Consider the following 24,398-nt stretch of genomic DNA (forward strand, 5'->3'; position numbering starts at 1 on the left):
GCTGGTCAGCGCGGTCCGAGCGTCCAGCGCGGGCCGTCGGGGCCGTCCTCGATCACGAGGCCGGACTGGTTGAGCTGGTCCCGGATCGCGTCCGCCGTGCCCCAGTCCTTGCGGGACCTGGCCGCCTCGCGCTGCTGGAGCACCAGGCTCACGAGCGAGTCGACGACGCCGTGCAGATCGTCGCCGCGGTCGGTCTCACCCGCCCAGCGCGGGTCGAGCGGGTCGAGCCCGAGTACCCCGAGCATGGCCCGTACCTCGGAGAGCCGCTCGACCGCGGAATCCTTGTCGTCGGCGGCCAGTGCGGAGTTGCCCTGGCGCACCGCGGTGTGGACGATCGCGAGGGCCTGCGGCACCCCGAGGTCGTCGTCCATGGCCTCCGCGAAGGCCGGGGGCACCTCGGCCGCGGGGGCGATCGGCTTGCCCGCCTTCTCGGTGACCCGCTGGATGAAGCCCTCGATGCGGGCGAACGCGGACTCGGCCTCGCGCAGGGCCTCCTCGCTGTACTCGATCATCGAGCGGTAGTGCGGGGTGCCCAGGTAGTAGCGCAGCACGATGGGGCGCCACTTGGTGACCATCTCGGAGACGAGCACCGAGTTGCCGAGGGACTTCGACATCTTCTCGCCGGCCAGCGTCACCCAGCCGTTGTGCACCCAGTACGAGGCGAAGTCGTCGCCGAAGGCCTTCGCCTGGGCGATCTCGTTCTCGTGGTGCGGGAAGATCAGGTCGATGCCGCCGCCGTGGATGTCGAAGGCGGAACCCAGGTACTTGTGCGCCATGGCCGAGCACTCCAGGTGCCAGCCGGGACGCCCCCGGCCCCAGGGGGTCTCCCAGGACGGCTCGCCGGGCTTGGTGGCCTTCCAGAGCGCGAAGTCACGCGGGTCGCGCTTGCCGGTCTCGCCCTCGCCGGAGGGCTGGCGCAGGTCGTCGAGGTCCTGGTTGGACAGCTCCAGGTAGCCCGGGTAGGAGCGCACGTCGAAGTAGACGTTGCCCTCGGCGGCGTAGGCGTGGCCGCGCTCGATGAGGCCGCGCATCATCTCGATCATCTCGGGGACATGACCCGTGGCCCGGGGCTCGTACGTGACGGGCAGGCAGCCGAGTGCGTCGTAGCCCGCGTTGAAGGCGCGCTCGTTCTCGTAGCCGATGCCCCACCAGGGGCGGTGCTGCTCGCCGGCCTTGGTGATGATCTTGTCGTCGATGTCCGTCACGTTCCTGACGAACGTGACGTCGTAGCCGCGGTACGCGAACCAGCGGCGCATGATGTCGAAGTTGAGTCCTGACCGGATGTGCCCGATGTGCGGGGCGGACTGCACGGTCGCGCCACACAGGTAGATCGAGACACAACCCGGCGTGAGCGGGACGAAGTCACGGATCTGCCGGGCGCTGGTGTCGTACAGCCGAATAGTCACCACTCAAGAGTAGTGGGCCCCGGGCAGTGCCCCGCGCCCGTTTACGGGACGCGGGGCGGATTGTGACGACGCGGAGCGCGCAGAGCTCGCGGACCACGGGGAGCCCGTGACCGCCGGCTCAGGCGAGCGCGCCGACGACCTTGCGCGGGGTGATCCGGACGACCACGCGGGGTGCGTCCTGACCGGCCGCCGGGTTGAACTCGGCGTACGGCTTGCCGGTGTACTTGAGGGAGAGTTCGTCGATCAGCTCCTGACCCCCCTCGGTGGTGAGGGTGGCGGTGCCACGGATCTCGGCGTACGTGTACGGCGCGTCGAACGGCTGCACGACCACGGTGGCCCGCGGGTCCCGCCGGAGGTTCTTCTCCTTGCGGCGGCCGACGGTCGTCGAGATCAGGAGGTCGTCCCCGTCCCGCTTCACCCAGACGGGAGAGACCTGCGGGCTGCCGTCGGGCTGGATCGTGGCGATGTTCACGAACTGGGGGCTGTCGAGCAGTTCCTTGAGCTTGTCGCTGAGCGAGGCGGTCACAGTGCTGTTTTCCTTCCGGAACTCGGTGCACGGGGATCAACGCAGACCACGCGGATCAACAGTGATCACATGGATCGCCGCGATCCCGGGGACCACGGCGATCACAGGAGTGGTGGAACGTCACCTCCGCGTCTACCCCACACACCCGCCCGCACCACGTCAGGACGCGCGGAAGACCAGCGCCGTGGCGATCGCTGCCAGCCCTTCGGCCCTGCCGGTCAGCCCGAGACCGTCGGTGGTGGTGCCTGAGACGGAGACGGGCGCACCGGCCGCCGCGCCCAGCGCCTGCTGGGCCTCGTCGCGGCGCTTGCCGATCTTCGGCCGTACCCCGATGACCTGGACCGCGATATTGCCGATCTCGAAGCCCTCGGCACGCACGATCCGGGCGGCCTCGGCGAGCAGGGCGACCCCCGAGGCCCCGGACCACTCGGGACGTCCGGTGCCGAAGTGGGCACCGAGGTCGCCGACTCCCGCGGCCGAGAACAGGGCGTCGCAAGCAGCGTGGGCCGCGACATCGCCGTCGGAGTGCCCGGCGAGGCCGTCCTCGCCGGGCCACAGCAGCCCGGCGCACCACAGCTCCCGGCCGGCCTCGAAGGCGTGGACGTCGGTGCCGATGCCGATCAGCGGCATGGGCGGCAGGGCGGGGGCAGAGCTGTCAGAAGCCATCGTTGGCCCTCCTGCGGGCGAGTACTGCCTCGGCGAGCACGAGGTCAAGCGGGCGGGTCACCTTGAACGCCTCCTCGTGGCCGGGCACGACCACGACGGGCGCGCCGAGCCGCTCCACCATTCCGGCGTCGTCCGTGGCGCCGTCGCCGCTCACGGCGGCGAAGGCCTCGTGGGCGCGCAGGAGCGTGTCACGGTCGAACCCCTGCGGGGTCTGCACGGCGCGCAGCAGGGCACGCTCGGGAGTGGCGACGACCGGCTCGGGCTCGCCCTTGGCGCGCGGCTCGACCTGCTTGACGGTGTCGGCGACCGGCAGCGCGGGGACGACCGCCGGAGCCCCGTCCCGTACGGCCTCGATCACCGCGTCCACGGTGTCGACGGGGACCAACGGACGAGCCGCGTCGTGGACCAGGACGGTGGTGACCGTTTCGGGTAGGGCGTCCAGGCCGCGGCGTACGGACTCCTGGCGGGTTTCGCCGCCCGGCACCACCAGATAGTCGGTCCGCTCGGGGAGCGCGTGCGCGTCGAGCAGGTGCTTGACGTCGGGGGCGCCGTCCGGCGGGGCGACCACGACGACGAGCGAGACGGCTCTGGCGGCCGCCATGGCCCTTACGGCGTGGATCAGCATGGGGGTGCCGCTGATCGTGCGGAGCGCTTTGGGCGCGCCCGGGCCGAGCCGAACGCCCCGGCCTGCCGCGGGGATCACCGCGGCGGTGCGGCCGGTGCGCGTGTGGTCTGACATCGGTTCCACTCCGGTGGTCGAGGACTCCCCCCGAAACTCCCGAGACTCCCCGGCACCCCTCCGAATCGACATGACCAGGGCTTGGATGGCCTCGGTCAGGTTTGTGTCCTCGGCTGGAGTGGGTATGGCCTGGGAGGTACCCCCGGCTGAAGTCTCCGGTTCGGGGGGAGCGCCGGGCACGACGCCTTGACCAGAACCTTCCGTGACGTTTGGTCGGGCGAGTCGCGCTGGGCGCCGTGAGTTCGCCGGATGCCATAAGGCCGCGAGGTCGGGACGGACGGGGGAAGTCGGGTATCGGTATCAGGGGTCAGGGGTAGGACACGTCGGGTACGAGTACGCGGGTATGTACGCGGTTCGAGGGCGATCGTACGAACATGCCGCAGTGCCCGGCGACGCAACTCATCAGTTGGTCAGCGGGCACCGCGGCATTGATTCTTGTCCGTCTGCGTCTGCACCGTGAACGGGTGAGTGGCGCGGAACAGCGCCGACACCGTCTGGGGCGGCGCTGGCGTCAGGACGCGAGGACCTCGTCGAGCAGAGCCTCGGCCTTGTCCTCGTTGGTGTTCTCCGCGAGGGCCAGCTCGCTCACCAGGATCTGGCGGGCCTTGGCGAGCATGCGCTTCTCACCTGCGGAGAGTCCGCGCTCGCGCTCGCGGCGCCACAGGTCGCGCACCACTTCGGCGACCTTGATGACATCGCCGGAAGCGAGCTTCTCAAGATTTGCCTTGTAGCGACGGGACCAGTTCGTGGGCTCCTCCGCGTAAGGTGCACGCAGTACGTCGAAGACCCGGTCAAGCCCGTCCTGCCCGACCACGTCGCGCACACCAACGAGATCCGCATTGTCCGCCGGCACACGAACCGTCAGGTCGCCCTGGGCGACCTTGAGCACCAAGTAGGTCTTGTCCACGCCTTTGATCTGGCGAGTTTCGATGGCCTCGATCAGCGCGGCCCCGTGATGGGGATAGACCACGGTGTCGCCAACCTTGAACGTCATGTGACAGGTACCCCTTCCGTGGCTATCCAGAGTAACACGAGAACGGCTTCTTCTGAATGGCGTTTTCGCAGGTCAGGGCATATCTCGGGGCTTGACAACAGCAACCCGGACGTGCTGCGGACGCCTTCCGGAACGGGGTATTCGCAGGTGGGAGCGGCTGCGTGGGCACCCAGAAACGTGCACGTTACGCACACCACAACCCTCACCAAAGCCGACAAACGTCCCGATTTGCCCGGTTCTCGGTGATCGACTTCCCATACTCCGTTCGAGGATCGGTCACCCGAGCGGAGGGGTGTCGGGAAGGAATCCGAATTGATCACGAAGAGCCATCCGGGGGTACCGTCGACGGTTTTCCGTGCGGAATGTGTGATGGCCTGCGGAATTGATCACCACTCCGATCCCCGGCCCGATCACCGGCCTAATGTGAACAGCGGACCAAATCAGTCGGCGGGGCCGACTTCGGGCGCAGGAGTCCAGGCACAGGGCTCACACGGAGCCGGCCCGGGAAGCACAGAGGGTGGCGGGGGCAAGCACAAAGGGTGTCGGGTGCAAGCACGCAGGGGCGGAAACGGGGAAGTGCTGGGGGGCGGCGCGAGGAAGCACTGAGGGGAGCGTGATCGCATCAGGGGCGGGTCGGGTGCGGGACGCCGACCGCGGGTCGGTAACCTAAGCCCGCTGTACGACCCCAGCAGCACTCGTCAGCCCCGCAAGACCTGTAAGACCTTCAGCCCGTCCGCCCGCACAAGGAGTTGCCGCCGCCGTGAGCCTCCCCCATACGTCGCCCGGGGGCGCCCGCAGCCTTCGGCGCGGCGCCATCGCCGCCGCCGCCCTGATGATCTCGGTCGCCTCGCTCACCGCCTGCGGCGCGGGCAATGACGCGCAGACGCTGGCGATCAAGCCGGACAACGCCGCCACCTCGGTCGGCGACATCAAGATCCAGAACGCAACGGTCATCACCCAGCCCGACATCAAGGCAGAGGGTCCGGCGGTCGTCTCGGGGACGGTGTTCAACAACGGCACCAAGGAGCAGACCCTCGAGTCGATCACGCTGCCCGGCACCAAGCTGACCGTGAAGCTGAGCCCGGCCAAGGGCAGCGGTGCACTCACCGTGCCGGCCGGTGGCTCGGTGCTTCTCGGCGGCAAGGGCAACGCGTCCGCCGTCATCGAGAACGGCCGCGAAGCGGGCCAGGACGGCGAGCCGCAGAAGGTCGTCTTCCGCTTCAGCGAGACCGGCGACGTCAGCATCGACGCCTTCGTCGTGCCGGCCAGCAGCTACTTCACGGAGTACGGCCCCTCGGCCATCCCGCAGCCCCCGGCCTCCCCGTCGGCCCCCGCGTCCAGCCCGAGCGCCCCGGCAGCCGGGCACGGCGGCGAGGGTGAGGAGGCGGAGCCGTCGTCCCACGACGGCACCGAGGACGGCACGGAAGCCGGCACCGAGCACTGACGCTCGCGGAACACGCACACATACGGCGGCGCCCACCCGGCGGAGGATCCCGAGAATCCGCCATCCATCCGGTGGGGCGCCGCCATTACGTCGTGATCAGGCCCTGTCCGGGCCCGGGCCTGCCTACGGCTCGAACTTGTACCCGAGGCCTCGCACCGTGACCAGGTACCGGGGGGCGCCCGGGTCCGGCTCGATCTTGGCGCGCAGACGCTTGACGTGGACGTCGAGGGTCTTGGTGTCGCCCACGTAGTCCGCGCCCCAGACCCGGTCGATCAGCTGCATGCGGGTCAGCACCCGGCCCGCGTTGCGCAGCAGCATCTCCAGCAGGTCGAACTCCTTGAGCGGCAGGTCGACCTTCGCGCCCGCGACCGTGACGACATGGCGGTCGACATCCATCCGGACCGGACCGGCCTCGAGCGCGGCCGGTGCCACCTCCTCCGGCTCACCGCGGCGCCGCAGCACGGCACGGATCCGGGCGACGAGCTCCCGCGAGGAGAAGGGTTTCGTCACATAGTCATCTGCTCCTATTTCCAGGCCGACGACCTTGTCGATCTCGCTGTCCTTCGCGGTCACCATGATCACGGGGACGTTGGACCGGCCGCGCAGCTGGCGGCAGACTTCGGTGCCGGGCAGGCCCGGCAGCATCAGATCGAGAAGCACGAGGTCGGCGCCGTTGCGCTCGAACTCGTCAAGTCCCTCGGGCCCTGTGGTCGCGACGGCGACTTCGAAGCCCTCCTTGCGGAGCATGTAGGAAAGAGCGTCGCTGAAGGACTCCTCGTCCTCAACGACAAGCACTCGGGTCACGGAAGGACCTCCGGGGCAGGCAGTGGTTCGCGTGTGGTGGTCCTGGGTGCTGGACCGGGGTGGTGGTGGGGAGCGGCGTCCGGTTCGGGGTCGAACGCCCCGTCATGGGCACCATCGGCGTCGTCGACGATGTCAGCGCTGTCGGCGTCGTCGACGATCTCATCGGCACCGTCGACAGCGACGGCAGTGAGCGTGGCGGCCTCTGCGCCGGTGTTCGCGCGGTCCCGTACGGAACCGGCCTCGGGCAGCCGCAGGGTGAAGGTGGAGCCCTGACCTTCGGTGCTCCACACCGTGACCTCCCCGCCGTGCGAGGCGGCCACGTGCTTGACGATGGCCAGGCCGAGGCCCGTACCCCCGGTGGCCCGGGAGCGGGCGGGGTCGACCCGGTAGAACCGTTCGAAGATCCGCTCGCGGTCCTTCTCGGAGATGCCGATGCCCTGGTCGGTGACGGCGATCTCGATCGCGTCCCCACCGTGCGCCGGGACACGGCGCGCGGCGATGCCGACGCGGGTGCGGGCCGGGGAGTAGTTGACCGCGTTCTCGACGAGGTTGCCGAGTGCGGCGGCAAGCTGGCCGCGATTGCCCCAGACGTACAGGTCGGCGGTGCCTCCCGCGGCCATGGTGATCTGCTTGGTGGAGGCGGTGTGCCGGGAGCGGTCGATGGCCTCGGCGACCAGCTCGTCGACCCGGATCGGCTCTGCGTCCTCGAGCGGGTCGTCGTTCTGCACCCGCGAGAGGTCGATGAGCTCCTGTACGAGATTGGTGAGGCGGGTGGCCTCGATCTGCATACGGCCCGCGAAGCGCATGACCGCCTCGGGGTCGTCCGAAGCGTCCATGACCGCCTCGGAGAGCAGCGAGAGCGCACCGACCGGTGTCTTGAGCTCATGGCTGACATTGGCGACGAAGTCGCGCCGCACCGCTTCGATACGGCGGGCCTCGGTGAGGTCGTCGACCAGGAGCAGCACGAGCCGGGAGCCCAGCGGGGCGACCCGGGCGGAGACGGCGAGCGCCTCGCCACGGCCGGTGCCGCGCCGGTCCAGGTCCAGCTCGACCTGCCGTATCTCTCCGTCCCGGCGGGTGTCGCGGGCCATGTGCAGCATCTGCTCCACGGCCAGCTTCCCGCCCCTGACCAGGCCGAGGGCATAGGCGGCGGAGCTCGCCTTGACCACGGAGTCGCTCTCGTCGAGGACGACCGCGGATGAGCGGAGCACGGACAGCACGGTGTCGACGCCGGGCGGCAGCGCGGCGTCCGTGTGCAGGGAGGTACGGGTGGGCCTGGCCTGGTCGCGCTCGCTCCAGCGGAACGCCAGCATGGCGATCACGCCGGTGCACACCCCGGCGATAGCGGCCAATGCGGCGACCGCCGCGTTCACGTCCATGCCGTCCAGGTTATGCGTGCCCGGGGACACTCTCCCAGCCATCCGGGTGGCACCTCCGGCACTCGTCGCCCAGAGTTCACTGAGGGGAAAGTGGCGGTTCACTTAGGCGGGAGGGGCCGTACGCGTACGGGGGCGACCGTGGCGGCGTGGGAGGCTCAGCCCACCGTGGGAGGCTCAACCCACTCATCCCACCCAGGGTTCGTTCGTATCTAGAGAGGGACTTCCCATGCGGGACGCGTACCACGAGGAACTGGACTCGATCGGCGAGGGCCTGGTCGAGATGGCCCGGCTGGTCGGATCGGCGATCGGGCGTGCCACGACCGCGATCCTCGACGCGGATCTGAAGCTCGCCGAGACCGTGATCGCCGCCGACCAGAAGGTCGACGATCTCCAGCACGACCTGGAGGCCCGCGCCATAGCCCTGCTGGCCCGCCAGCAGCCCGTCGCCACGGACCTGCGCATCGTGGTGACCTCGCTGCGGATGAGCGCCGACCTGGAGCGCTCGGGCGACCTGGCCCAGCATGTGGCCAAGCTGGCCCGGCTGCGCTTCCCGGCCACCGCCGTCCCCCAGGACCTGCACGCCACCATCCTGGAGATGGGGCAGCTCGCCCAGCGTCTGATGGCGAAGGCCGCCGAGGTCATCATCACGAAGGACGTGGATCTCGCGCTGCAGCTGGAGACGGACGACGACGAGATGGATCTGCTGCACCGGACGCTGTTCCAGCACCTGATCGACGACCGCTGGAAGCACGGCATCGAGACGGCCGTGGACGTGACCCTGCTCGGCCGCTACTACGAGCGCTTCGCCGACCACGCGGTGTCGGTGGCCAAGCGCGTGGTCTACCTGGTGACTGGCGAGCACGCGGACGAGCTCCAGGCGGACACCGGACCGGTCGAGGGCGCGTAACGCGAAGCCGCACTTCCGTGCGCCGTTGATGCGCCCGGCTGAGTGGGCATGCAATGGGGTAAGGCGACACGAGTACGCCCAGGAGGAGGGACGACCGCATGGCAGATTCCCCCGCGACCGACGTGCGTGAGCAGAACGTGTCCGTTGAAGTGGTGCCCCCATCGCGCCAACTGCCGATCCTCGGAGCCTGCGGCTGCGGCTCCAGCTGCGGCTGCGGCTGCCAGTCCGGCGCGCCGTGCCAGTGCGGCGGCTGACCACACCGGCAGAGCACACGACGATGGGCCCCGCCCCAGGCAGTGCACCATCCGCCTGGGGCGGGGCCCTTCGCTCGTGAGACGTGCCGCTCCGCCGGCCTAGCCAGAGAGCACACGCGCGGCACCAAGGCCTCCGCCAGCGGAGAAACCGCAGGCAGAGGCCTTGGTCAGCGCTGCGTCCGCCGTTTACCGCTGCGGACTGCTGCTTCCTTCGCGGGCTGCTGCTTACTTCTTCTTGCCCTGGTTCTTGACCGCCTCGATGGCCGCCGCCGCGGCGTCCGGGTCGAGGTACGTGCCGCCCGGCTTGACCGGCTTGAAGTCGGCGTCGAGCTCGTAGGCGAGCGGGATGCCGGTGGGGATGTTGAGGCCCGCGATGTCGGCGTCCGAGATGCCGTCCAGGTGCTTGACCAGCGCGCGGAGGCTGTTTCCGTGGGCGGCGACCAGAACGGTGCGGCCGGCGAGGAGGTCAGGGACGATGCCGTCGTACCAGTAAGGGAGCATCCGGACGACGACGTCCTTCAGGCACTCGGTGCGCGGGCGCAGCTCCGGGGGGATGGAGGCGTAGCGCGGGTCGGCGGCCTGCGAGAACTCGCTGTCGTCGGCGAGCGGCGGGGGCGGGGTGTCGTAGGAGCGGCGCCACAGCATGAACTGGTCCTCGCCGAACTCGGCGAGGGTCTGGGCCTTGTCCTTGCCCTGGAGGGCGCCGTAGTGGCGCTCGTTGAGGCGCCAGGAGCGGTGCACCGGGATCCAGTGGCGGTCGGCGGACTCCAGGGCGAGCTGCGCGGTGCGGATGGCACGCTTCTGGAGCGAGGTGTGGAGTACGTCGGGGAGCAGGCCGGCGTCCTTGAGCAACTCACCGCCGCGGACTGCCTCCTTCTCGCCCTTCTCGGTGAGGTTCACGTCCACCCAGCCGGTGAACAGGTTCTTCGCGTTCCAGTCGCTCTCGCCGTGGCGGAGGAGGATCAGCTTGTATGTCGCGTCGGCCATGGTCCCGAGCCTAATAGACGGTCCGGACGGCCGACGATTGACGTCCGGCGTCAATTGGGTAGCCCTCCGAGCACAGGGGCGCGTAAGTTGCCGATCGCCATTGAGCCACTTACCAGCGCTGATGCGCCACTCACCACCGCCCGGGGGATCCCATGTCCGCAGCCGCGCTCAAACACGCCCTGAAGGAGAGCGTCTCGGGTCTTCCCCCGGCGTTCTGGTGGCTGTGGATGAACACCCTGGTGAACCGTCTCGGCAACTTCGTCGCGACCTTCATGGCCATCTACCTCACCCTGGATCGCGGGTACTCGGCCTCCTACGCCGGGCTCGTCGTCGCCCTGGACGGCCTCGGCTCCGTGGTCTCGTCACTGGGCGCCGGGGTGATGGCGGACCGGCTGGGGCGGCGGCCCACGCTGCTGATCGCCCAGCTCTCGACCGCGCTGTCCACGGCGCTGCTGGGCTTCGTGGAGGGCCCGGTGGCGATCGCCGCCGTGGCCTTCCTGGTCGGGATGTCCAGCAATGCCTCCCGGCCGGCAGTGCAGGCGATGATCGCGGACATCGTCAGGCCCGAGGACCGGGTGCGCGCCTTCTCGCTGAACTACTGGGCGATCAACCTGGGCTTCGCGATCTCCGCCGTCGCCGCCGGGCTTGTCGCCGAGCACAGCTACCTCGCAGGGTTCCTGGGCGAGGCCGCACTCACCCTCGCCTGCGCGGTGCTGGTCTACGTGAAGCTGCCCGAGTCCCGGCCGAAGCACGGCGATGACGGGGAAGCCGGGGCGGACAAGCGGACGGAGCCCGCCGTCAGGCTCGGGACCGTGCTGCGGGACGGGCGGTACATGGGGGTCGTGGGGCTGTCCTTCCTCATCGCCCTGCTCTTCATGCAGGGCACGGTGAGCCTGCCGGTCACCATGGGGCTCAGCGGCTGGTCGCCGTCCGACTACGGGGTCGTCATCGCCGCCAACGGCGTACTGATCGTGCTCCTCCAGATCCCGGTGACCCGTTTCATCGAGCACCGCGACCCACGGCGGCTGCTGGTGACCTCGGCGCTGCTCGGGGGGTACGGCTTCGGGCTCACGGCGTTCGCCGGATCGATCGGCGTCTACGCGCTGACCGTCTGCGTATGGACGCTGGCCGAGATCGTGAACGCGCCGACCCAGATGGGTCTGGTGACCCGGCTGTCCCCGGTCCACGGCCGTGGCCGCTACCAGGGCGTCTACTCCCTGTCCTGGTCACTCGCCGCGCTGGTCGCCCCGCTGATGGCGGGGTACGTGATCGACCACTTCGGCACCGCGTGGCTGTGGGGTTCGTGCGCGGCGCTCGGCACGGTGGCGGCGCTCGGGTACTGGCTGCTGATGCGCGGGCTGCCGCCGGAGCGGGGGCAGGCACCGGAGCAGTCATCGGAGCCCGCCGAGCCCGTGGTGGCCATGGCGGCAGGGAAGACCAAGAAGGCCGCGGATCCCGTGAGGACCACCGTCTAGGGCTCGTTGCCCTCCGGGGCCTGAGCCGGGGCCGAGGACTGGGCCTGGGGCTGCTGGGCCTGGGGCTGGGCCTGGATCAGCCGGGTGAACGCCTCCAGGTTGCGCGTGGACTCGCCACGCGCGACCCGCCAGGCGTACTCCTTGCGGATCGCGCTCGCGAAGCCCAGCTCCAGCAGGGAGTTGAAGTCGCCGTCGGCGGCCTCCAGGACCGTTCCCAGCAGCCGGTCCAGCTCCTCGGGGGTGACGACGGCGAGTGGCAGCCGTCCCGTCAGGTAGACGTCGCCGAGCTGGTCGACCGCGTAACCCACGCCGTACAGCTTGAGGTTGCGCTCGAGCAGCCAGCGGTGGACGCCCGCATCGTTCTCGTCCGGGTGGCGGATGACGAAGGCGTTGAGGGAGAGGGAGTGCCGGCCGACACGGAGTGAGCAGGTCGTGGAGAGCTTGCGCGTGCCCGGGAGCGTGACGACGTACGTGCCCGGCGCGGGGCTCTCCCACTGGAGTTCGGCGTCCTTCAGATACGCCTCGACGATCCCGGAGATCTCCTCAACGTCAGCCATGGTGGGAGCGTACGTGACGGCGCCGTTCCCGCATCGCGCGCTCCCGCATCGCTGCGGTGTACACCTCGGCGGTCCCCGCCGCCGCCGTGTCCCAGCCGAATCCCCGGGCGTGCCGCGCCGCCGCGGCGCCCATCCGGTCCGTGAGCCCCGGGTCGTCGGCGAAACGGCGCAGCTCGCGCGCGTAGTCGGCCGGGTCGTGGCCTGGGACGAGCAGGCCGGTCTCCCCGTCGCGCACGGCCACGGGCAGACCGCCCACGGCCGCCGCGACGACCGGAGTGCCGGTCGCCTGGGCCTCGATGGCCACCAGTCCGAAGGACTCGTTGTACGAGGGCATGACCAGCACGGAAGCCGCCCGGAACCAGTCCGCCAGCTGCCCCTGTGTGACAGGCGGGCAGAACCGCACGACGTCGGCGATACCGAGCCGGGCCGCCAGCTTCTGCAAGCCCTCCGGCTTGGCGAGGCCGCTGCCGCTGGGCCCGCCGACCACCGGTACGACCATGCGGCGGCGCAGCGCCGGGTCCTCGTCCAGCAGCAGCGCGACCGCACGCAGCAGCACGTCAGGGGCCTTGAGCGGCTGTATACGGCCGGCGAAGAGCGGGATCAGGGCGTCCTGCGGGAGCCCGAGCCTGGCCCGGGCGGCACGGCGGCCGTCCGCGACGCGGAAGCGGTCCAGGTTCACACCCGGGTGCACGACGGCGACCTTGGCGGGGTCTGCCTCGTAGTGGTGGACCAGCTCGCCCGCCTCTTCCGCGGTGTTCGCGATCAGCCGGTCGGCGGCGGCCACGATCTGGGTCTCGCCGATGACCCGGGCCGACGGCTCAGGAGTGTCGCCCTGGGCGAGCGCGGCGTTCTTGACCTTGGCCATGGTGTGCATGGCGTGCACCAGCGGTACGCCCCAGCGTTCCGCGGCGAGCCAGCCGACATGCCCGGAGAGCCAGTAGTGGGAGTGCACCAGGTCGTAGTGGCCGGGGCGGTGTCCCGCCCATGCCTGCATCACGCCATGGGTGAAGGCGCACAGCTGGGCGGGGAGGTCCTCCTTGGCCAGCCCCTCGTAGGGCCCTGCGTCCACGTGCCGGACGAGCACACCGGGCGCCAGTTCGACGAGGGGGGCGAGGCCGCCCGCGGTCGCCCGGGTGAAGATCTCCACCTCGATGTTGATGGCGGCGAGCCGTTTGGCGAGCTCCACGATGTACACGTTCATGCCGCCCGCGTCCCCCGTGCCCGGCTGGTGCAGGGGGGAGGTGTGCACACTCAGCATGGCTATACGGCGCGGTCTGCGGTGCTGGCCGGTGAGGCCGGTGAACCGCCGCCGCTGCGGCGCCGCCAGGGCGCCGGCGAGCCGGGACACGTACTGGCTCACGTGGACGGTCCTCTCCGGGCGTGGGCTCGGGCTCTGTGGCTGGTGCTCTGGGCTGGGCTGTGGGCTGTACGGGGTGCGGGTGTGGGCTGCGAGTCATGGCTCGACGTGCGGGCATGGCTCGGCGGGGCACGTACGTCCCTGCAAGCGCCTCAACAGCAGTGGCGCCCGCTTCCATTTCCCTTCAGCGACTCACTTTGCCTAAACATTGCCAAGCAGGTCGGGCGTGTCGCGCGGACGGGATCTCGTTTCCACCTCCTTTACCCTCTTTCTCATGCCGCCGCGCCCCACCCCGCCCCCAACCCGACCCGTGGGCGCGGTGACCCGTGGGACGACCAATCCGAACCGGCTCCGCCGCATGGACCGCTGGATCGCGGCCGTGCACGGTCCGGTCCTGCGCCGCTCGGACGCCGCCCCCGTCGCGGTGGACCTCGGGTACGGCGCCGCCCCCTGGACCGCCGTCGAGCTGATGCAGCGGCTGCGTACAGCCGAACCGCGCACCGAGGTCGTCGGCATCGAGATCGAGCCCGCCAGGGTCGCGGCCGCCCGCCCCTACGAGCGCGAGGGACTGTGGTTCGTGCACGGCGGTTTCGAGATCCCCCTGTCGCAGCGACCCCTGCTGATCCGGGCGGCGAATGTGCTGCGGCAGTACGACGAGGACGAGGTCGCCGCCGTCTGGCAGCGCCTGTGCGCCCGGCTCGCGCCAGGCGGCCTGCTGGTGGAGGGCACCTGCGACGAGATCGGCCGGCGCCATGTGTGGGTGGCCCTGGGCCCCGAAGGGCCCCGCACGGTGACCTTCGCGACCCGGCTCGGCTCGCTGGACCGGCCGTCGGACCTGGCGGAACGACTGCCCAAGGCGCTCATCCACCGCAATGTGCCGGGCGAGCCGGTGCACGCGTTTCTGCGCGACTTCGACCGGGCGTGGGCGGCGGCCGCGCCGTATGCCTCACTGGGCGCGCGGCAGCGCTGGATCAGGACGGTACGGGATCTGTCGGCCGACTGGCCGCTGACCGGCACGGGCTCCGACGGGCTGCGGCGGTGGCGGCAGGGCGAAGTGACCGTGAAGTGGTCCGCGCTGGCGCCCGGTTTCCGCTGAACGGCAGGCGGCGCCCCGGAGAGGAATCGCGACCCAAGGGAACGTGATGGGGGGTTCGTTCGTCTGTGACGGATGGACGGAACGAACGATATGGACACGCGATGGACGGGATGTGTGTGACCGGCAGATGCCCCTGTCGGTTTTCCACAGGGCATGGCACCATCGCGTCGTTGTAGCTAAGTTACTGACGGTCAATCATATTCTGTGTGACACGCGTGACATGACGGTGTTGTCCGGAGGGGGAGTCTGTGAACCGACGCCGCTGTGCCGCAGCCGCGATCACCGTGGTCTGCGCCGTGACGTTGCTGGCCGTACCCGGGACGGCCTTCGCAGCCACTGCCGCCCCAGCCTCACCCGCGGCTCCCGCCGCACCCGAGCCGGGCACGCCCCCCAAGAAGTCCCTCGAAGCGATCCGCCTGGAGCTTGAAGGCCTCTACGCCAAGGCGGCGTCCGCCACCGACGCGTACAACCTCGCCGAGGAGCAGACCAAGAAGCAGTCGGCCGAGATCGTGAAGCTGGCCCAGGAGATCGTCAGGGGCCAGGACCGCATCGCCGACCTCAAGGCCCGTGCCGGCGCGACCGCCCGCGCCCAGTACCGCGGCGGCGGGCTGCCGCCCGAGGCCCAGCTGATGCTCACCGACGACCCGCAGCTGTTCCTCGACGGCATCGGCCGCTTCCGGCAGGGCCAGAAGGCCACCCATGACCTCATGGGCGAACTCGCTCAGACCCAGGACGACTTGGAGGCGTACACCAAGGAGGCCAGCGCCCAGTGGACCAAGCTGGAGGCCAACAGGGTCAAGCAGGAGAAGGCCAAGAAGGAGATCAACCAGCAGATCGCCGCCGCCGAGAAGATCGAGGCGCAGCTGGAGAAGAAGGAGCGGGAACGGCTGCTGAAGCTCGAACAGGAGGCGGCCTACCGGGCGCAGGCGAGCTGGCTGGGGTCCGGGATCCTCAAGTCAGCCAAGGGCAGGGCGAGTGAGAAGGGCCGCCAGGCCATCGCCTTCGCCACGGCGCAGATCGGCAAGCCGTACGAATGGGGCGCCGAGGGCCCGCGCTCGTACGACTGCTCGGGTCTGACCTCACAGGCCTGGGCGGCGGCGGGGCGGACCATCCCGCGGACTTCGCAGGAGCAGTGGCGCCTGCTGCCGCGTGTCGACGTCAAGGACATGCGCCCCGGCGATCTGATCATCTACCACGCCGACGCGAGCCACGTCGGGATGTACCTGGGTGACGGGGCGATCGTGCACGCCCCGCGGCCGGGGCGGAATGTGACCATCACGGGCGCGGGTTCGATGGTGATCCTCGGCGTCGTACGCCCGGACAAATAGGGTCGGACACCGGAGACCCGGACACCTGGGCCTTCTGGTGCCGCCGCCACCGAGCAGAGGCCGCCTCGGAGGCGTGCGGGGTTCACCCGGGCCCCGGCCACCGGGCCGGCTTCCCGGCCGAGGCGCTCAAGCGCGTCAACGGCAGGGCCGAGGCCGCCGTCAGCTTTGCGCGCCCTCGACTCCCCGGCGTTGGACGATTCGCAGGGCGAAGCCGCCTCGCCTGCGGGCTTTCCGGCACCCCCTGCCGCGCCCGTCCCCACGCGGCACGGGCCGGCGAGCTGCCCGATCCGCCTGCGGAGGTCGACAGGTCACCGAGACGGAGCGCCGGCGAGCCCCTGAGACGGAGCGGCAAAAGCACCGCCCGCGCGAGGAGCGAGGGCGAGCGACAGAGGGAACGAGGACTTCCATACACACCCAAATCGCCGACCGGCCCATCGATATGCCCTGAATTGACACCAAGTGAGGCCGGTCACCGGCCCTCACGTGACCTGGCTCACCGCAAACGCGTGACGTTCGTCATCACCCTTGGGGCAACTAGCTCCCGCTACGCGGCATATGCTCTTGGGTCTTCAGAGAACGCCATTCCGTTGCACCGTTCCCTACCGCTATGGTCCCCGTCTGGCAGGACGTCGTTCGTCGACCTGTCGCGCCGGGGGGAGGGAAGGAAACCGATTCGATGCCCGTACCCGTTCCGCGCCAGCGGACCGGTTCACCCGTCGCCGTACCGGCCACCACCGGTCCCTCGCACATGACGGACGTCACGGACGTCACGCACATCTCCGATGCCACGGACGTCACCCCGAACGCCGTCCCCGAGACGCAGGGCGGTGGCTACCTCACCCTGCTCGTCATCGAGAACGACCCGGCGGGCACCTTCACCGTCCCCGAGCTGCTCGGCGCCGCGGGGACCCGCGTCCGCATCCGCACCGCACGCAACCTCACCGAGGCCGAGCGGCTGCTCACCGACGACGTGCACTGCATCCTCGTCGACCTCGCGCTGCCCTGCCGGGTCCCGAACGGGGACGCCAAGGACCCCGGGGACGAGCTCGCGGTGCTGCGGCACGTGCTGCGCCTCGCGCCGCGGCACGCCGTGCTGGCCCTGACCGCGGAGGCGGACGCCGAGCGCGCCGCCGAGGCCGTACGGGTCGGCGCACAGGACTTCCTGCTCCGCGACGAGCTGGACGGAAGGCTGCTGAGCCGCGCCATCCGGTACGCCGTCGAGCGCAAACGGGCCGACACGGCGCAGGTGAAACTGGCCGAATCACGACTGCGGGCGCAGGAGAACGCCCGCCTCGAGCGCGGACTGCTGCCGACGCCCCTGCTCCAGGGCTCCGACCTGCGCTTCGCCGCCCGCTACCGGCCCGGACGCTCCCGGGCCCTGCTCGGCGGTGACTTCTACGACACGGTCCGTACCGCGGACGGCACCGTCCACGCGATGATCGGCGACGTCTGCGGCCATGGCCCGGACGAGGCTGCGCTCGGAGTGGAGCTGCGGATCGCCTGGCGTGCGCTGATCTTCGCGGGACTGTGCGGCGACGAGCTGCTGTCCACCCTCCAGCAGGTGCTGGAGCACGAGCGGGAGAGCGAGGAGATCTTCGCGACGCTCTGCACGGTCGACATCGCCCCGGACGGACGCCGGGCCGGTCTGTGCCTCGCGGGCCACCCGTCTCCGCTGATCGCCCGCCGGGGCCAGGCCGCACGCCTGCTGCCGTACGAGAACGGCGGCCCGGCCCTCGGCCTGCTGCCGAACGCCCGCTGGCCGCGTCGCCAGGTCGAGCTCGGCGGGGCCTGGAGCCTGATGATGTACACGGACGGCCTCATCGAGGGCCGGACGTCCCCGGGCGGCGACCGCCTGGGGCAGGAGGGCATGGTCGAGATGGTCAACCGCGGGCTCGACGCCGGGCTGCGCGGCGAGGCACTGCTGGACGCCACGGTGACCGAGGTGCGCGAGTTGAACGGCGGGGACCTGACGGACGACCTGGCGGTACTGCTGCTGGACCGGACGCGCTAGCCGGATGAACGGCGGCGGCTAGCGTCCTCCGTTGTAGGGGCCGTACGGCCCGTCGCTGCTGGACCCGCCGCGCCGGCCGCCGCCGCCCGAGACCTGCCGGAGCGCGGGGCGTACGTCGACCATGAACACGATCGACGCGATCAGCCCCGCGAGCTGGAGGAACAGCATCGGGATGAAGAGGTTCACCGCGACCGTGACACCCAGCAGGATCAGCCAGAACATCTTGGACTGCTTGTTCGCGGCCCGGTAGGCGTCCTCACGCGCGAACGCGGCGATGCCCAGCGCGACCAGCGCGAGCAGCAGCATCGCCAGATCGAGGAAGAAGAACAGCGACGCGTCGAATCGGTCGAGCAACATGCCTGAGCACCGCCTAACGAGTGATGGTGAGCGCCTCGCGGCCAAGGTACCCCGGCCTGCCCTGACAACGACCCGGGCACCGGAGACGTGCCCCCGGTGCCCGGACGCGGTACGCGCTTACTTCCCGGTGGACGGGGAGCTCTTCTTGGCGGCAGGCTTGCGGGCCGGAGCCTTGCGGGGAGCCGGGGCGGCGGCCTTCTGCTGCCCTTCGGCGGCGGGCTTCGCCTCAGGAGCGGACTTCACCGAGGTGCCGTTCGCCTTCGCCTCGTCGCTCTTCGGCGCGTCGCCCTTGGGCTCGACCGCGATGGCGATCTCGGCGATCTCCTCGGCGGCCTCACCGCGCCACGACTTCACGGCCTGCTCACCGTGCTCGGCGACCTTCTCGTATGTCTCGCGTGCCCGCACCGCGTACTCGGCGGCCACACCCACACTGCGCAGCGCCAGGTCCTGGGCCGTCTCGCCCAGCTTCCGCAGATCGGTGTCGATGCTCCCGATCACCTCGGTGACCTTGGCCTGAACGGTGGCCTGGGCCTCCTTGGCCTGTGCGGTCACCTTCGCCTGCACGGCCTTCGGGTCGGCCTCCCGCACTGCCTCGAACCGCGCGGGCGCCTCGGCCCGCAGCTGCTCGATCAGCCCGGGCACCTTCTTGACCTGCTGCACCGCGAGATCGGCGGTGCCGGCGGCGAAGTACAGGGGGGTCGGGTCGGTGAACGTCTTGCGCAGGTCATCAGCGATGGCCATGACTGGGGTCCTCCCGGATCGCAAAGTCTGAATCAGAGTCGGTCAGTCGGTCAGAATTGATCGGTTTTCTGCCCATCGACACCGCCTGGCGCGCCCTTGCGGAGGCCGTCACCAGCGGCACCGGCGGTGTCGTCCCTCTCTCTATCGGCGTCGAAGCCGTTCTCCTTGCGGAACGAGTCGTAGATCTGGAGCAGCACCTGCTTCTGCCGCTCGTTGATCGACGGGTCGGCGAGGACGGCGGCCCTCGTCTCCAGCTCGTCCGGCTCCCGCTCCTCCAGGATTCCGGCCCGTACGTACAGCGTCTCCGCCGAGATCCGCAGCGCCTTCGCGACCTGCTGCAACACCTCGGCGCTGGGCTTGCGCAGCCCGCGCTCGATCTGGCTGAGGTACGGATTCGACACCCCGGCGGCCTCGGCAAGCTGCCGCAGCGACAGCTGCGCGGTGCGCCGCTGCTCGCGAAGGTACTCGCCGAGATTGCCGACGTTGAGTGATGCCATACCCCGATACTGCGACACTATCGCTAACTTTTGCAAGCGGACGCTTGCAAAAGTGTTCCCAACGCGCCGCCCGCGGCGCGCGCAGTCCTCCCGTGACCTGCCCGGCCAGACCCTGCGAACGGCCGGTGCCGCGCACCCAGGCAACGGCGGCCCGCCGCCGACCCGGGCATTCACGCCACCATCGGGGCGGATACCTGGGCCGGCGGCGGGTGGATCGGTCCTCGCGCGGGACCGAGTGCGGGTTCTCAGCGCTTGGTGGTGCTGTTGAACAGGGAGCGCGACCACACGTAGCCGACCAGGGCGATGCCGGCGCACCAGGCGAGCGAGATCCAGCCGTTGTTGCCGATCTCCGAGCCGGAGAGCAGGCCGCGCAGCGTCTCGGTCATCGGTGTGAACGGCTGGTTCTCGGCGAACCAGCGCAGGCCAGGGGACATCGAGTCGGCCGGCACGAACGCGGAGCCGAGGAATGGCAGGAACTGGACCAACAGCGGCTTGTTGCTCGCGGACTCGACGGTCTTGGAGATCAGGCCGAGCGCCGCCGACAGCCAGGTCACCGCGAACGCGATGGCCGCGAGCAGACCTGCGGCGGCGAGCCATTCCAGCGCGGTCGCGTCCGAGCGGAAGCCGACGGCGAGGGCGACGCCCACGACCAGGACGGCGCTGACCATCGTCTGGATCACGCTGCCGATGACATGGCCCGTCATGAATGACGAACGCGTGATGTTCATGGTGCGGAAGCGGTTGATGATGCCTTCCGTCATGTCGGAACAGACCGCGATCGACGTCGACATCGAACCGGCGGCCACCCCCATGATGATGATGCCCGGCGTCAGGTACTCCAGGTAGGCGTCCCGGCCACCACCGATCCCGGCGCCGAGTGAGGCACCGAAGGCGTACACGAACAGCAGCAGCATCAGGATCGGCATCATGGCGCTGCCGAATCCCACGGCCGGATAGCGGATCGCGTGCTTCAGATTGCGCCGCAGCATCGTCATCGAGTCGTGCACGGCGTAGGTGAGGGTGCTCATCGCAGGGTCTCCTTGACGTGGAGCGGGGCGGCGGCGGTGCCGTCACCGGATTTGCCGGTGCCGTGGCCGGTCAGGGCGAGGAAGACATCGTCGAGGTCGGGGGTGTGCACGGAGAAGTCGGCGGCCTGGATACCGGCGGCGTCGAGCCGGTCGAGCAGGCCGCGCAGCGCGTCGAGGCCGCCGTCACCCGCCACCCGGAGGGCGAGGTTCTCGTCGTCGCGGGCCGCGCCCGGGAAGGCCGCGGCTGCGCGCTCGTACTCGGCGGAGTCGGTGAACCGCAGCCGTACGTGACTGCCGGGGATCTGCGACTTGAGCTCGTCGGCGGTGCCTTCGGCGACGATCCGGCCGCCGTCGAGTACGGCGATCCGGTCGGCCAGCTGGTCGGCTTCCTCCAGGTACTGGGTGGTGAGGAAGACGGTGGTGCCGCCCGCGACCAGCGAGCGCACCGTGTCCCACATGGTGCGGCGGCTGCGTGGATCGAGCCCGGTCGTCGGCTCGTCCAGGAAGATCACCTGGGGGTCGCCGACCAGCGTCATGGCGAGGTCGAGCCGGCGCCGCATACCGCCGGAGAAGGTCGCGGCCCGCTTGTGCGCGACATCCGCGATATCGAACCGCTGAAGCAACTCCCGGGTACGGGACTGCCCTTCACGCTTGCCGAGACGAAGCAGGTCGGCCATGAGGAGCAGGTTCTCCTCGGCGGTGAGCAGGTCGTCGAGCGCGGCGAACTGACCGGTGACCCCGATCGCCGCGCGCACCCCGTCCGGGGATGTGGCGACATCGTGTCCCGCCACCTGGGCCTGTCCGCCGTCGGCGGCGATGAGCGTGGACAGGATCTGCACAGTGGTGGTCTTGCCGGCGCCGTTGGGCCCGAGCAGCGCGAACACGGACCCGGCGGGAATGTGCAGATCGATACCGTCGAGCACGGTCTTGTCGCCGTACGACTTACGCAGACCGACGGCGGAGACGGCAGCGGACAACGGTGAACCGTCGTGACGCCTTGACGTGGGCATGACAGAAGAAGGCATGAAGCCCTCCCGTTCGAAGGCTGGAGTGACTGGGGAGTGAGGAGCGGACGGTGGGAAGTGAGGCAATCGGCGAGGCCGGCGCTCAGGCCCGGGCGCGGCGCACGTCGATGTTGCCGAAGCGAGTCCGGGCACGGACCCTGACCGTGTCTTCGGCCTCCTCCGGAGTCCCCGACGCCTCAAGGGTGTTGCGCACCTGGCCGGCGCCCGAGCTGACGTCGAGCCAGGCGGCTGTGCCCTCGCGGACGCCGACCTCGATGGCGCCGTAGGAGGTCTCCAACTGGACGGTTCCGCGGGCGACTTCCGCGACACGCAGAGTGCCGTGTGCGGTGGTGGCTGTGACCGAGCCCTCGGCGCGCGTGATGTCGATGTCGCCGTTGGCCCCGCTCACCCGCAGGTCGCCGGTCGCGATGCCCACGGTCGTGGTGCCGTGCGAGTTCTTCAGCACGGCGGGACCGTCGACGGTGCCGACGCGCAGGCTGCCGGAGCTGGTGGTGATCTCGGCCATACCCTCGACCCGATCGACGGTGATCGAGCCGTGGGAGGCGGTCAGGTGGAGCGGCCCGGTCGCGTCGAGGCGCACATCACCCGCAGAGGTCTTCACCCGGACTTCGCCGAGCCGGCCCTCGCCCAGTACCTGGGCCCAGGCGCCGGTCATGTCGACGCGCGAGCCGGTGGGGAGTTCGACCGCCACATCGACGGTGCCGGTGCGCCCGAAGAGGTAGCGCTGCTTGGGCGTCCTGACCGTCAGAACGCCGCTCGCGTACGTGACCTCGGTCTGCTCGGCGGCCCGCACGTCCTGGTCCCGCTTCGGGTCGCGGGGCCGCACCTCGACGAGGGTGTCGATGCGGTCGCCCGCGGTGAACTGGATGGAACCGGCCTCCACGTGCGCGGTGGCCGAGATCGGTTCGGGAGTGTCGAAAGAAGGCATGGGTGTCCCGTCCTCTTGGGTCTTGTGGGCGTCCCTGCTGGTGGGACGTGGTGTGGGTGAAGTGATGTGGGGCGGGTGGTGCGCGCGGTCAGCGCACCCAGCCCGTGAAGCTCTGTCCGACGCTGCGGGCCTTCTCCGTCGTACGGGGCTGGGGGCCGCCGTCGACCGCGGCCGATACGGCCCGCACCAGCCATGCGTTGACCGAAAGGCCCTCGCGGCTCGCGGCCTCCTCGGCGCGCGCCTTGAGATGGGCCGGCAGACGCAGATTGACGCGGGCGGTGCCGCCCTCGTCGCTCTCCGCAGGCGAGTGCGCCTTGACCGGTTCGACGGCCGCGGCCACCGCTTCCGCGGGGCCGCCGCCCACGGGCGGAAGCGTCACCACGAAGTCGGGGTCCAGCCCGCGCAGCCGTACGTCGACGGAGCCGGGGGCGAGCTCGCGGGTGATCTCGTCCATCGCCGCGGAGAGCACATTGAGCATGGTCAGCCGGGTCGCGGACTCCAGCGGAGCGGTGAGCCGCTCGGCCAGCGCACGGGCGTCGTCCCCGCCGGCTTCGGCGGCCACCGCGAGCTCACGGCGGAGGGTGTCGACATACGGGGTGAGGTCCATGACGCCATCATGGCACCACTATGGCGCCATGCGCAAGCGCACGGAGTGCCATTTCCGCGTCACCCGTGAGCGAATGCGCTCTGAACAGGGAAAATGCAAGGATGACAAGCTGAGCCATATTGGCCCCAGATACGCTCAGGCAGATTCAGGAGCAGGGAATGGCACCCAAATGGCACCGGGTGATGCCGCATGGCGCCATTCGGAGCCAGCCTTGGCGTCATATGACGCCACGACGCGTCGGACCTGCCGCCGCCCCACAGACGGCCGTCATCGGGGCCAGGGCTCTCGGTCCTCACTCAGTTCCCGGTCCACGGGCGAAGCTTCTCCGGGTTGCGGACCGCCCAGATGCGGCTGATGCGGCCGCCGGGGAGGTCGAACGCCGCCACGGTCACGGTGACACCTGAGTGCTGGGCGACCAGGCCCGGCCGGCCGTTGACCGTCCGTTCCAGGAGCGTCAGCCCGGGCGCCCTGTCGGCGATGCCGATCAGGTACCGGGCGATGTGCACGCCGCCCTCGACCACGGGGGTGGAGCGGGGCGAGCCCGTGCCGCGGCAGACAGTCCAGTGGCATGATCACACCCCATGAATGGACTGCCGTTCGACGCTGTTCTGTGCGACTTCGACGGAGTCGTACACCTGTGGGACCCCGACGGGATGAGCGCACTGGACCGCGCCTGGGGACTGACCGAAGGCACCCTGGCCGGTGCGGCGTTCAACGGCCCGCTGCTGCACGCGGCCATCACGGGACGGCTCAGCGACGAACAGTGGCGGCGCAAGGTCGCGGAGGCTCTGACACCCGACTGCGGGTCCCCCGCCCGAGCCCTGGACCTGGTCGGGTCGTGGAGTGCGCTCACGGGACGGATCGACACCGATGTCGTCCATCTGCTCGCCGCGCTACGCAGCAGGGTGCCGGTGGTCCTGGTCTCCAACGCCACCACCCGGCTCGAGTCCTCTCTGGCCTCGATGGGGCTGACCGACGCCTTCGACGCGGTGATCAACACCGCTCGGATCGGGGTCGCCAAGCCTGACCCGCGTGTCTTCGCCATAGCTGCCCGGCAGGCCGGGGCCGACATGACACGCTGCCTGCTGGTCGACGACACCCTGCCCAACGTCGAGGCAGCCAGGGCGGCGGGGCTGAGCGGCCTGCACTACCAGTGCTTCGAGCAGCTCCGGGACGAGGTCGCACCGCTGCTCGACCACGATTGAGCGCCCTCAGTGGCCACTGCGGCGGCTGCGGCGGCCGCCAGCGCGCGGGCGCACGCCGTGAACACGTCCACCGGGTCTTC

General features: G+C 70.2%; 24 protein-coding genes and 1 pseudogene. 7 read left to right on the plus strand and 18 right to left on the minus strand.

Translation table 11 applies throughout. The features are described 5' to 3' along the window. Positions 1–5: 5 nt before the first annotated feature. From cysS to ABZ532_RS16335, 5 genes are all read right to left on the minus strand, one after another. The gene (gene cysS, locus ABZ532_RS16315) at positions 6–1,406 is read right to left on the minus strand and encodes a cysteine--tRNA ligase (RefSeq protein ID WP_361283147.1); all 1,401 of its coding nucleotides are present in this window, start codon (positions 1,404–1,406) and stop codon (positions 6–8) included. Between the two features lie 118 nt (positions 1,407–1,524). Continuing rightward, on the minus strand, positions 1,525–1,932 hold the full coding sequence (locus tag ABZ532_RS16320; RefSeq protein WP_361283149.1) for a PPOX class F420-dependent oxidoreductase: 408 nt from the start codon (positions 1,930–1,932) through the stop codon (positions 1,525–1,527). Positions 1,933–2,091: 159 nt separating this feature from the next. Beyond that, positions 2,092–2,598, minus strand: a complete 507-nt coding sequence (ispF, locus tag ABZ532_RS16325) for a 2-C-methyl-D-erythritol 2,4-cyclodiphosphate synthase (RefSeq protein ID WP_361283151.1) — start codon at positions 2,596–2,598, stop codon at positions 2,092–2,094. Then, on the minus strand, positions 2,588–3,337 hold the full coding sequence (gene ispD / locus ABZ532_RS16330) for a 2-C-methyl-D-erythritol 4-phosphate cytidylyltransferase (RefSeq protein ID WP_361283153.1): 750 nt from the start codon (positions 3,335–3,337) through the stop codon (positions 2,588–2,590). The genes ispF and ispD overlap by 11 nt, the downstream gene beginning before the upstream one ends. A gap of 511 nt (positions 3,338–3,848) precedes the next feature. After that, on the minus strand, positions 3,849–4,331 hold the full coding sequence (locus tag ABZ532_RS16335) for a CarD family transcriptional regulator (RefSeq protein WP_017945956.1): 483 nt from the start codon (positions 4,329–4,331) through the stop codon (positions 3,849–3,851). Positions 4,332–5,163: 832 nt separating this feature from the next. On the opposite strand from ABZ532_RS16335, the gene ABZ532_RS16340 reads away from it, so the two are divergent. Then, positions 5,164–5,775: a DUF461 domain-containing protein gene (locus ABZ532_RS16340; protein WP_361283318.1), complete on the plus strand. Its 612-nt coding sequence runs from the start codon at positions 5,164–5,166 to the stop codon at positions 5,773–5,775. Positions 5,776–5,898: 123 nt separating this feature from the next. Here ABZ532_RS16340 and ABZ532_RS16345 read toward each other — a convergent pair whose 3' ends face one another. Both ABZ532_RS16345 and ABZ532_RS16350 read right to left on the minus strand, forming a co-directional pair. After that, a complete protein-coding gene (locus tag ABZ532_RS16345; RefSeq protein ID WP_361283155.1) occupies positions 5,899–6,579 on the minus strand; it encodes a response regulator transcription factor in 681 nt (226 codons plus the stop codon). After that, positions 6,576–7,958, minus strand: a complete 1,383-nt coding sequence (locus ABZ532_RS16350) for an ATP-binding protein (protein ID WP_361283157.1) — start codon at positions 7,956–7,958, stop codon at positions 6,576–6,578. Before ABZ532_RS16350 ends, ABZ532_RS16345 begins: the two co-directional genes overlap by 4 nt. A 226-nt stretch (positions 7,959–8,184) precedes the next feature. Here ABZ532_RS16350 and phoU point away from each other — a divergent pair, with 226 nt between their 5' ends. Continuing rightward, on the plus strand, positions 8,185–8,865 hold the full coding sequence (phoU, locus tag ABZ532_RS16355; protein ID WP_361283159.1) for a phosphate signaling complex protein PhoU: 681 nt from the start codon (positions 8,185–8,187) through the stop codon (positions 8,863–8,865). 479 nt (positions 8,866–9,344) lie between these two features. Here phoU and ABZ532_RS16360 read toward each other — a convergent pair whose 3' ends face one another. Beyond that, positions 9,345–10,106 carry a phosphoglyceromutase gene (locus ABZ532_RS16360; protein ID WP_361283161.1) on the minus strand — a complete coding sequence of 254 codons (762 nt, stop codon included), beginning with the start codon at positions 10,104–10,106 and terminating at the stop codon, positions 9,345–9,347. Positions 10,107–10,258: 152 nt separating this feature from the next. Here ABZ532_RS16360 and ABZ532_RS16365 point away from each other — a divergent pair, with 152 nt between their 5' ends. After that, on the plus strand, positions 10,259–11,581 hold the full coding sequence (locus ABZ532_RS16365) for an MFS transporter (protein ID WP_361283163.1): 1,323 nt from the start codon (positions 10,259–10,261) through the stop codon (positions 11,579–11,581). On the opposite strand, the gene ABZ532_RS16370 is transcribed toward ABZ532_RS16365, so the two are convergent. Next, entirely contained in the window at positions 11,578–12,138 is a 561-nt protein-coding gene (locus ABZ532_RS16370; RefSeq protein WP_361283165.1) for a YbjN domain-containing protein, read from the minus strand. The two genes, ABZ532_RS16365 and ABZ532_RS16370, sit on opposite strands and share 4 nt — an antisense overlap. Then, positions 12,131–13,465 (minus strand): D-inositol-3-phosphate glycosyltransferase, encoded by a 1,335-nt coding sequence (gene mshA, locus ABZ532_RS16375; protein WP_361283320.1) that lies wholly within the window; start codon positions 13,463–13,465, stop codon positions 12,131–12,133. The genes ABZ532_RS16370 and mshA overlap by 8 nt, the downstream gene beginning before the upstream one ends. A gap of 304 nt (positions 13,466–13,769) precedes the next feature. Here mshA and ABZ532_RS16380 point away from each other — a divergent pair, with 304 nt between their 5' ends. The 3 genes from ABZ532_RS16380 (at position 13,770) to ABZ532_RS16390 (ending at position 17,930) form a co-directional block, all read left to right on the plus strand. Further along, the gene (locus tag ABZ532_RS16380) at positions 13,770–14,591 is read left to right on the plus strand and encodes a class I SAM-dependent methyltransferase (protein ID WP_361283167.1); all 822 of its coding nucleotides are present in this window, start codon (positions 13,770–13,772) and stop codon (positions 14,589–14,591) included. Positions 14,592–14,839: 248 nt separating this feature from the next. Continuing rightward, positions 14,840–15,919 (plus strand): NlpC/P60 family protein, encoded by a 1,080-nt coding sequence (locus ABZ532_RS16385; RefSeq protein ID WP_361283169.1) that lies wholly within the window; start codon positions 14,840–14,842, stop codon positions 15,917–15,919. 676 nt (positions 15,920–16,595) lie between these two features. After that, a complete protein-coding gene (locus tag ABZ532_RS16390) occupies positions 16,596–17,930 on the plus strand; it encodes a fused response regulator/phosphatase (RefSeq protein ID WP_361283171.1) in 1,335 nt (444 codons plus the stop codon). A gap of 18 nt (positions 17,931–17,948) precedes the next feature. Here ABZ532_RS16390 and ABZ532_RS16395 read toward each other — a convergent pair whose 3' ends face one another. The 8 genes and pseudogenes from ABZ532_RS16395 to ABZ532_RS16430 form a co-directional block, all read right to left on the minus strand. Next, positions 17,949–18,287 carry a DUF2516 family protein gene (locus ABZ532_RS16395; RefSeq protein WP_361283173.1) on the minus strand — a complete coding sequence of 113 codons (339 nt, stop codon included), beginning with the start codon at positions 18,285–18,287 and terminating at the stop codon, positions 17,949–17,951. 117 nt (positions 18,288–18,404) lie between these two features. Continuing rightward, positions 18,405–19,028, minus strand: coding sequence for a hypothetical protein (locus ABZ532_RS16400; protein WP_361283175.1), 624 nt, complete (start codon positions 19,026–19,028; stop codon positions 18,405–18,407). 50 nt (positions 19,029–19,078) lie between these two features. Next, the gene (locus tag ABZ532_RS16405) at positions 19,079–19,525 is read right to left on the minus strand and encodes a helix-turn-helix transcriptional regulator (protein ID WP_361283177.1); all 447 of its coding nucleotides are present in this window, start codon (positions 19,523–19,525) and stop codon (positions 19,079–19,081) included. Positions 19,526–19,770: 245 nt separating this feature from the next. After that, positions 19,771–20,553 (minus strand): ABC transporter permease, encoded by a 783-nt coding sequence (locus ABZ532_RS16410; protein WP_361283179.1) that lies wholly within the window; start codon positions 20,551–20,553, stop codon positions 19,771–19,773. Continuing rightward, positions 20,550–21,578, minus strand: a complete 1,029-nt coding sequence (locus ABZ532_RS16415; RefSeq protein WP_361283181.1) for an ATP-binding cassette domain-containing protein — start codon at positions 21,576–21,578, stop codon at positions 20,550–20,552. The genes ABZ532_RS16410 and ABZ532_RS16415 overlap by 4 nt, the downstream gene beginning before the upstream one ends. An 82-nt stretch (positions 21,579–21,660) precedes the next feature. Beyond that, complete coding sequence (locus ABZ532_RS16420; protein ID WP_361283183.1) at positions 21,661–22,506, minus strand: DUF4097 family beta strand repeat-containing protein; 846 nt, start codon at positions 22,504–22,506, stop codon at positions 21,661–21,663. 88 nt (positions 22,507–22,594) lie between these two features. Next, positions 22,595–23,113: a toxin-antitoxin system HicB family antitoxin gene (locus tag ABZ532_RS16425; protein WP_361283185.1), complete on the minus strand. Its 519-nt coding sequence runs from the start codon at positions 23,111–23,113 to the stop codon at positions 22,595–22,597. 296 nt (positions 23,114–23,409) lie between these two features. Next, positions 23,410–23,631, minus strand: a pseudogene (locus ABZ532_RS16430) (RNA polymerase subunit sigma-24); the annotation flags it as partial. Positions 23,632–23,694: 63 nt separating this feature from the next. On the opposite strand from ABZ532_RS16430, the gene ABZ532_RS16435 reads away from it, so the two are divergent. Then, positions 23,695–24,318 carry an HAD-IA family hydrolase gene (locus ABZ532_RS16435; protein ID WP_361283187.1) on the plus strand — a complete coding sequence of 208 codons (624 nt, stop codon included), beginning with the start codon at positions 23,695–23,697 and terminating at the stop codon, positions 24,316–24,318. Positions 24,319–24,398 lie beyond the last annotated feature (80 nt).

Source organism: Streptomyces sp. NPDC019396, assembly GCF_040632375.1.
Classification (GTDB): domain Bacteria; phylum Actinomycetota; class Actinomycetes; order Streptomycetales; family Streptomycetaceae; genus Streptomyces.